Raw genomic sequence first — 7875 nt, forward strand, 5'->3', positions numbered from 1 at the left:
ATTGCTACTCGCTATGAGAAATTAGCTCGTAATTTTAAATCGATGCTTTACTTGGCTTGCTCTATTATTCATGCTAAGTTAAATTGAGGACACGCCCTAATCAAGCAACGAGAAAATATCATGCAAAACCGCATTACCGAAATCCTGAATATCAAACACCCAATCGTGCAAGCACCGATGTCTTGGCTGACCGATGCGCGCTTGGTGGCGGCGGTGGCTGAAGCCGGTGGTTTGGGCTTTTTAGCACCACACGCAGGGCAGACCACGAATCCGACTTCTAATGAAGATGTGATTGAACGCATGCGCAATGAGATTCGCAAAGTGAAAGCGCTGACGGATAAGCCTTTTGGTGTGCCGTTTATTTTGTCTTACGATTTTTCGCTGATTCCGCATATGGTGGATTTGTTTATCGAAGAGCGCGTGCCGGTCGTGCTGGATAATGGCGCACTTGACCCTGAGATTTACGCCAAATTCAAACAAGCCGGTACTAAAATCATTTGTCGCCTGCCGAACCCGAATTTGCCCGACGCTTTGAAAGCGCAGGAATTGGGCGCGGACATTTTGGTGTTGACCGGTTTTGATGAAGGCGGCACTTTGCCGATGAAAGAAATGGGCAGTTTTTCCGTATTGGCCGAATTTGTCGGTAAAGTCGACTTGCCGATTATGCTGGCGGGCGGCATCGCCGATAAACGCAACGTGCAGGCGGCTTATACCTTGGGCGCAGAAGGCGTGTGGATTGGCACGGCCTTTATCGCCACCGAAGAATGCCGTGCCAGCAAAAAAGTGAAAGATTGGATTGTCGATTCAAGCGCCAATGATTTATTGCTGTTCCGCACCGAGCCTTATTACTACCGCTCGCTGCCGACCGAATTGGCCAAACAATGTTTTGAATTGAGCGAAAGCGGTGCGCCACGCAGCGAAATCGCTAAGCTGATGAACGCCGGCACAGGCATGCGTTTGGGCATGCTGGAAGGCAATTTTGAGCAGGGTTATGTGTCGGTGGGCAACGGCATTTCCGCCATCGATAAAATCAAAACCGTGCAGGAATTGGTGGATGAATTGATGAACTGAAATGCTTAAATTGAGGCCGTCTGAAAGTGATTTTTCAGACGGCCTTTTGCGTTAAAATACGCTTTTGCCGATAGAAAGGCAGCCATGAGCAAATGGGACGAACGCTACGCCGCCGATGAATTTATTTTCGGCACCGAGCCGCATGAGTTTATTCGCCGCATTCAGCCGTATTTGCCTGCTTCAGGGCGGGCATTGGATTTGGCGACCGGTGAAGGGCGCAACGGTGTGTTTCTGGTGCAGCAGGGTTTGCTGGCGGAAGGGGTGGATTTGTCGGCGGTGGGTATTGCCAAGGCGCAAAGGTTGGCGGCATTGAAAGGTGTGGATTTTGCCGCACGCGTGGCTGATGTTGCTGAGATGGCGATGCCGTCTGAAACCTATGCGGTGATTAGCTCGGTCAACTGTCATTTTGCCGAACCGGTGCGCAGCCGCGTGGCGCAAAATATCGTTAACGCGCTGGTTTCAGACGGCCTGTTTGCCGGTGTGTTTTTTCATCCCGAGCAGGCGGCATTGGTGAAAGGGCCTAGCGATATCAATATGTTGGCTGATTTGGCTACGCTTCAGACAGCCTTTAGCGGCTTAGATTGGTTGATTGCCGAACACCATCGCACAGGCGAAGGCGATGATGCCAAATCGGTGATTTATTTATTGGGACGAAAGGCCGTCTGAAAATAAAGGTCTCAGGCTTTCACTTCAGACGGCCTCAGCCTTTTATCGGCAAGCCAATAGCGTTATGATGCCAATCATGAAGAATGAAATGATGTGAATCAATATGGAAAAACTATTCGACATCAACGAGCGCGGTTACAGCGTGCGTTGTAAATTATTTTACGAAAAAGACCTGCATGCGGTGGAAAATGTGGTGATTGTGATGCATGGTTTCGGCAGCAGTAAAGACGGCCGCTCGACGGTGAAATTTGGTGAGCGTTTGATTGCCAAGTATCACAATTATGCCGCGCTGGCGTTTGATTGGCCTTGTCATGGGGCGGATGCGCGTAAAAAATTGCTGCTGGATGAATGCCTTGCTTATTTGTCGCTGGTGGTTGAATATGCGCAAACGCAGCTTGGTGCCAAGCGGGTTTATGCTTATGCCAATAGTTTTGGCGGCTATCTCACGCTGAATTATATGGCGCAAAACGGCAATCCGTTTCACAAAGTGGCATTGCGCGCGCCGGCGATTCAAATGTATCAAACTCTGCTGGACAATATGTCGGCAGACGAGCGTAGCAAGGTGGAGAAGGGCAAGGAAGTGTTGCTCGGCTTTGAGCGCAAAATGAAGATTGGCAGGGATTTTTTGGATGCCTTGCAAGCGGCGGACGTGATGCAGCATGATTATTTGGACGATGCGGATAACCTGTTAATTCTACACGGTACGGTCGACGAGATGATCGACATTGGTGTATCGAAAACCTTTGCTGAAAACAATGTGGTCGAATTGATTGCGGTGGAGGGCGCGGATCATCCGTTTTCCCAACCCAAGCATATGGACGTGGCGATTCAGAAGATTATCGGCTTCTTCGCCGATTAAGGCCGTCTGAACGCTGAATATTTTTTGCTGATGCGATTGAACCGCGTATTTTCAGACGGCCTTTGTTATAATATTAACCGATTAATTTTTTGAACTCTGTCAACATGACTGAAAGCAACAAAGACCTGCTCGGCTCCGCTTGGATTATTGTGGCCGCGGTGGGTTTTACCATTATGAACCTGTGCATCAAAGCGGCTTCGCAGGAATTTGGCTTGAATAGCGGCGAACTGGTGTTTTGGCGCATGAGCTTTGCCGCGCTGGTGTTGGGCTTGATGGCGAAAATGCGTGGCGAAACATTCGGCTCTCCGCATTGGAAGCTGCATCTTAACCGCAGCGTCGTCGGCACCTTGGCGATGTTGTGCCTGTTCTACGCGGTGATGCATTTGCCGCTGGCCACGGGCGTGACGCTGGGCTATACCTCGTCGATTTTTTTTGGCGGTGTTTTCGTTTTTGGTGTTGAAAGAACGTATTGCGCTTTATACGCAGGCGGTGTTGGTGTTGGGCTTTATCGGCGTGGTGGTGTTGCTGAACCCGTCGTTTGAGAGCGGTCAGGTGTTTCCGGCGCTGATTGGTTTGGCCGGTGGTGCGATGTCGGGTTGGGCATATATGCAGGTGCGCGAATTGTCGCTTTTGGGCGAACCGGGCTGGCGGGTGGTGTTTTTCCTGTCGATTACCGGCATGGTAGTGTCGGCGGTGTGGGCGAGTGTTTCCGGCTGGCATGCGTTATCGTGGGGCAGTACCCCGTATTTGCTGGGGATTGGTGCCAGCGCGACGGTGGCGCAGTTGTGCATGACCCATGCTTATAAAGTGGGCAACAAATTTACCGTGGCATCCTTGTCGTATTTAACGGTGGTATTCGCTGCTTTGTCGGGCATGTGGCTGCTGGGCGATAAAATCACTTGGCAGGAAGTGCTCGGTATGATTATTATTGTGGCTAGCGGTGTATTAAGCGGCATTAAGCCGGTTTGGATAAAGCGGCTTTTTTTCAAATAAAACGAGGAGCAAAACATGATTTCTATCCGCGAGCAGTCTTACGGCCTGAATGTGGCTTTGTACAACGAATTTACCTTAGATGATTTCCGCGAATTGGAGCAGGCTTTGCTTGACTGCAAACAAAAAATCCGTCTGCCCGATATGCTTTTGGATATGACGCTGCTGAAAGATTTCACCATCGATATGGCGGTGGAGCAGATTAAGTTTTTAAACGAACACGAAGACGATTTCGGCCGTGTGGCGGTGGTGACCGACGACATTTGGATTAAGCTCGGCGCACGTTTATCCAGCCTGATTACCAACCAGCATCCGAAATATTTTGATGATGTGGCCGAAGCGCAAGCTTGGCTGTTGGAGCGCAATTCTAAATAATGATTTAAGGCCGTCTGAACATGATTCAGACGGCTTTTTGCTTTACAAACATAAAGGAACGAATATGCATTACCATACCATTAACCAAGATTTAAACATGAGCCGTTTGGTGCATGGCTACTGGCGCGCGCATGAATGGCAATTAGATGCGCAAGGCTATTTGAAGCTGATTCATGAGGTGTTGGATTTAGGCATCAACACTTTCGACCATGCCGCGTGTTATGGTGGTTCATCAACGAAGGCCAATTTGGCGAAGCATTGAAATTGGAAAAAAGCCTGCGCGATCAAATGACGATTGTGAGCAAATGCGGCATTTCGTTCCCCAACGAAGCCTTGTCACAGATGAAAAGCAAATTTTATGACAACAGCGCGGAACATATTATCTGGTCGGCCGAGCGTTCGGTCAAAGAATTAAATTGCGATCATCTCGACTTATTGCTGATGCACCGTCCGTCACCTTGCCTGAACCCAGAAGAAGTGGCGGCAGCGTTTGATAACCTGCATTCGCGTGGCTTGGTGCGCCATTTTGGTGTGTCAAACTATTCCACTCAAAAATTCAATATGTTGCAATCATATGTTAACCAAACCTTGGCGACCAACCAAATCGAGATTTCTCCTTTGCACATCGTCCCATTTGAAGACGGTAGCTTGGATTATCTCTTGAAAAAACGCGTCAAACCAATGGCATGGTCGCCTTTGGCCGGCGGTCAATTGTTTGATGGCAGTGATGAACAAAGCCAACGCGTTGCCCAAGCTTTGTTGAAAGCAGGCGAGGCTTACAACGAAACCCGCATCGACACGCTGGCCTATGCTTGGCTGCTCAACCACCCGAGTGGCATGATGCCGATTGTCGGCTCCGGCAAAATCGAGCGCGTGAAAAATGCCGTTGATGCGCTGACTATCCGCTTCAGCGAAGAAGCATGGATTAATGTGTATTCTGCCGCATTGGGGCATGAAGTGCCTTAATGGTCGGGGCTTGGCATCCTGCCTTTTTATGCCTGCATAAGAGGAAGGATGCCAACTTAAAGAGAGTCAGTCAGCTTCTTAGCGAAAATGCTTTTTCCACACCAAGCAAGCTAACATCACGCATGCACCGATACCACACCACATCATATCGGCCTGCGTATCCCACTCATAGCCTTGCGTGCCTAAAAATGCTTCCGCGCTTTGGCCGCTCAACACCGCCACCAGCCATTCAATCAATTCATACACCGCGCTAATCGCTATGCACACGCAAAGGCTGAGGAAAACCAACCATTTTCGGCTGGTGATGACTTGGTTTCGCCACAAAATTTCCGCTGCGATGACTGCCGGTGAAAAGCCCTGCATAAAGTGGCCGAGTTTGTCGTAATTGTTGCGCTCCCAGCCCATCGGCTCTTTCAGCCAGTCAAACAGTGGCACTTCGGCATAAGTATAATGCCCACGGACAATCAGCACCACCGCGTGAAACGTCATCACCCAATAGGCAAAATCGCTGAAGCGAAAGCGGCGGTAGGTTGCCAGCAGCAAAACCGTGCCGATGATAGCCGGCGCCACTTCCAAGCCCCAAGTCGGGTAGTCTTTTGGGCTGATGCCCGACCAAATTAACGTCGCGCCGACAATCGCCAGCATCAGATGATAACGGTTCATAAGTATCTTAAGGAATCAAAATGGCATAATAGCAAAAAGGCCGTCTGAAAAATATGTTTTCAGACGGCCTGAGACCTTTGCAAAACCCTAGATTTGAGTACAGTTCAAAGTTGTAGAGCAGCGCAGAAAGCGCAGACATATCATAAAGATAGGCAAGCTTTCGAGCAGCGCACAACGAAGAAATGTGCCAAAGATAGGGATTTGCAAAGGTCTCAGCTTTAATCATCATTAACTAATTAATTACATGACTTCCAAGGTCTCAATGCCGAGCAAATTTAAACCTTGTTTCAGCGTATCGCCGGTAAGCTTGGCCAACTGCAAACGTGTGTTGCGTGCTTGGCCTTCGGCTTTCAAAATCGGGCAGGCTTCGTAGAAGCGTGAGAACAGCGTGGCCACTTGGTAAAGATAGGCGGCCAAGTAGTGTGGATGGCTGCTCTCGGCGGTGCTGCGCAATACGTCTTCAAATTTCAGCAACTCCAGCGCCAGTTGTTTTTCCAAAGGCTCGGTCAAAGCCAAAGGGGCGGCTGCATCCCATTCGCCGGCTTTTTTGAACACACTTTGCACGCGGGTGTAGGCGTATTGCAGGTAAGGCGCGGTGTTGCCTTCAAAGCTCAACATCGCATCCCAATCGAACACATAATCGCTGGTGCGGTTTTTGCTCAAGTCGGCGTATTTTACGGCGCCAATGCCGACGGTTTGGCCGATTTGGGCGACTTCTTCCGCGCTCAAATCCGGGTTTTTGCTTCGCACCAATTCGGTGGCACGCTCAACCGCTTCATCGAGCAGATCCACCAGCTTCACCGTATCGCCCGAACGGGTTTTGAACGGTTTGCCGTCTTTGCCCATCATGGTGCCGAAGCCGATGAATTCCGCTTCTACGTTTTCCGGCAAGTAGCCGGCCTTGCGTGAAGTGGTGAACAGCTGTTCAAAATGCAAACCTTGGCGGTGGTCAACGATATACAGCAAGCGCTCGCCTTTCAGACGGCCTACACGGTAGCGCACGCAAGCCAAGTCGGTGGATGCATACAAAAAGCCACCGCCTTGTTTTTGCACGATAAACGCCGCTGGTTCGCCTTCTTTGTTTTTGAATTCTTCCAAAAACACCACTTTCGCGCCGTCATCTTCAACCGCCAAACCTTGCGCCACCAAGTCATCGACCACCGGCTGCAAATCGTCGTTGTAAATTGATTCGCCCGCCACATCTTCAGGGCGCAGCTTCAAACCCAGCGTGTCGTAAACGGCTTGCGCGTGGCTTAAGGAAATCTCGACAAACTGCTTCCATAAGGCCAATACGGTTTCATCGCCGCCTTGCAGTTTCACCACATATTCGCGCGCAGTGTCGGCAAATTCAGGGCTTTCGTCAAAGCGCACTTTGGCGGCGCGGTAAAATTGCTCCAAATCGGCCAGTTCAAATGCGGCATTGTCTTTTTGCTGCTCCACCATATAGGCCACCAGCATGCCGAATTGCGTGCCCCAGTCGCCGACGTGGTTTTGACGGATGATGTTGTCGCCCAAAAATTCCAATACGCGCGAAATGCTGTCTCCGATGATGCTCGAACGCAAATGGCCGACGTGCATTTCTTTGGCTAAGTTGGGCGAAGAATAATCGATGACCACGGTTTTCGGGTTGGTATTTTCAGCCACGCCCAATCGGGTGTCGTTTAAGGCCGTCTGAATATTTTGTGCCAAAAAATCAGCATGTAAACGCAGGTTGATAAAGCCCGGACCCGCCACTTCGGCAGATTCGATAACGGCATTGCCAGCCAGCGCATCGGCCACTTTTTGTGCCAGTTCGCGTGGATTTTGCTTGGCCTGTTTGGCCGCACCCATCACGCCGTTGATTTGGAAATCGCCGAAATCGGCATTTTTGGCCGGTTGCAATACAACAGGCGCACCGGCAATATTGGCGACGGCGAAAGCGGCTTCGGCTTCACGCGCTACGGTTTGGTGTAAATTCATGGTGTTTCAGTCTCTTAATAAATGCAAGTCATGCGGTCGTTTGTTCAGGCGGTATTTTAAGGGAAATCGGTGCTTTAAAACAGCATAAAGGCCCTTACATTCGCCTAACAAGTGCAATTTCCAATAACAGAAAAGGCCAGTATGCGGTAGTATACTGCCTTTCCTGACAAGAAAGATTGCAATATGGCCTACACACAACTGACCTCACACCAAAGATACTACATTTCCAGACATTACCGCAACCTACCCCTAAACCAAATCGCACAGAACATCGGTTGTCATCCCGCCACCGTCAGTCGGGAAATCAGACGGCATTCCGTCAACGG

The 7875-nt window shown here is 50.0% G+C and carries 9 protein-coding genes and 2 pseudogenes; 9 read left to right on the forward strand and 2 right to left on the reverse strand.

Annotated features, from left to right (window positions below):
* From CRG49_RS11425 to CRG49_RS11455, 8 genes and pseudogenes are all read left to right on the forward strand, one after another.
* Positions 1-87: pseudogene (locus tag CRG49_RS11425) on the forward strand (IS5/IS1182 family transposase); the annotation flags it as partial.
* Positions 88-120: 33 nt separating this feature from the next.
* A complete protein-coding gene (locus tag CRG49_RS11430) occupies positions 121-1071 on the forward strand; it encodes a nitronate monooxygenase family protein (RefSeq protein ID WP_095501738.1) in 951 nt (316 codons plus the stop codon).
* A gap of 84 nt (positions 1072-1155) precedes the next feature.
* On the forward strand, positions 1156-1737 hold the full coding sequence (locus CRG49_RS11435; protein ID WP_095501739.1) for a bifunctional 2-polyprenyl-6-hydroxyphenol methylase/3-demethylubiquinol 3-O-methyltransferase UbiG: 582 nt from the start codon (positions 1156-1158) through the stop codon (positions 1735-1737).
* 103 nt (positions 1738-1840) lie between these two features.
* Positions 1841-2596 (forward strand): alpha/beta hydrolase, encoded by a 756-nt coding sequence (locus CRG49_RS11440; RefSeq protein ID WP_095501740.1) that lies wholly within the window; start codon positions 1841-1843, stop codon positions 2594-2596.
* Between the two features lie 104 nt (positions 2597-2700).
* A pseudogene (locus tag CRG49_RS11445) lies at positions 2701-3589 on the forward strand (DMT family transporter).
* A 15-nt stretch (positions 3590-3604) separates the two neighbouring features.
* Positions 3605-3961: an STAS/SEC14 domain-containing protein gene (locus CRG49_RS11450; protein ID WP_095501741.1), complete on the forward strand. Its 357-nt coding sequence runs from the start codon at positions 3605-3607 to the stop codon at positions 3959-3961.
* Between the two features lie 64 nt (positions 3962-4025).
* Complete coding sequence (locus CRG49_RS13395) at positions 4026-4223, forward strand: hypothetical protein (protein WP_198515165.1); 198 nt, start codon at positions 4026-4028, stop codon at positions 4221-4223.
* Positions 4178-4927 carry an aldo/keto reductase family oxidoreductase gene (locus tag CRG49_RS11455; RefSeq protein WP_198515166.1) on the forward strand — a complete coding sequence of 250 codons (750 nt, stop codon included), beginning with the start codon at positions 4178-4180 and terminating at the stop codon, positions 4925-4927. Before CRG49_RS13395 ends, CRG49_RS11455 begins: the two co-directional genes overlap by 46 nt.
* 78 nt (positions 4928-5005) lie before the next feature.
* Here CRG49_RS11455 and CRG49_RS11460 read toward each other — a convergent pair whose 3' ends face one another.
* Together CRG49_RS11460 and argS are read right to left on the reverse strand one after the other, a co-directional pair.
* Positions 5006-5590, reverse strand: a complete 585-nt coding sequence (locus tag CRG49_RS11460) for a DUF2238 domain-containing protein (protein WP_095501742.1) — start codon at positions 5588-5590, stop codon at positions 5006-5008.
* Positions 5591-5830: 240 nt separating this feature from the next.
* A complete protein-coding gene (argS, locus tag CRG49_RS11470; protein WP_095501743.1) occupies positions 5831-7549 on the reverse strand; it encodes an arginine--tRNA ligase in 1719 nt (572 codons plus the stop codon).
* A 183-nt stretch (positions 7550-7732) separates the two neighbouring features.
* On the opposite strand from argS, the gene CRG49_RS14030 reads away from it, so the two are divergent.
* Positions 7733-7875 (forward strand): helix-turn-helix domain-containing protein (locus tag CRG49_RS14030; protein WP_157807900.1); only part of this gene is annotated, 143 nt, incomplete at its 3' end.

The organism is Neisseria sp. N95_16 (assembly GCF_002551535.2).
GTDB classification, from domain to species: Bacteria; Pseudomonadota; Gammaproteobacteria; order Burkholderiales; family Neisseriaceae; genus Neisseria; species Neisseria brasiliensis.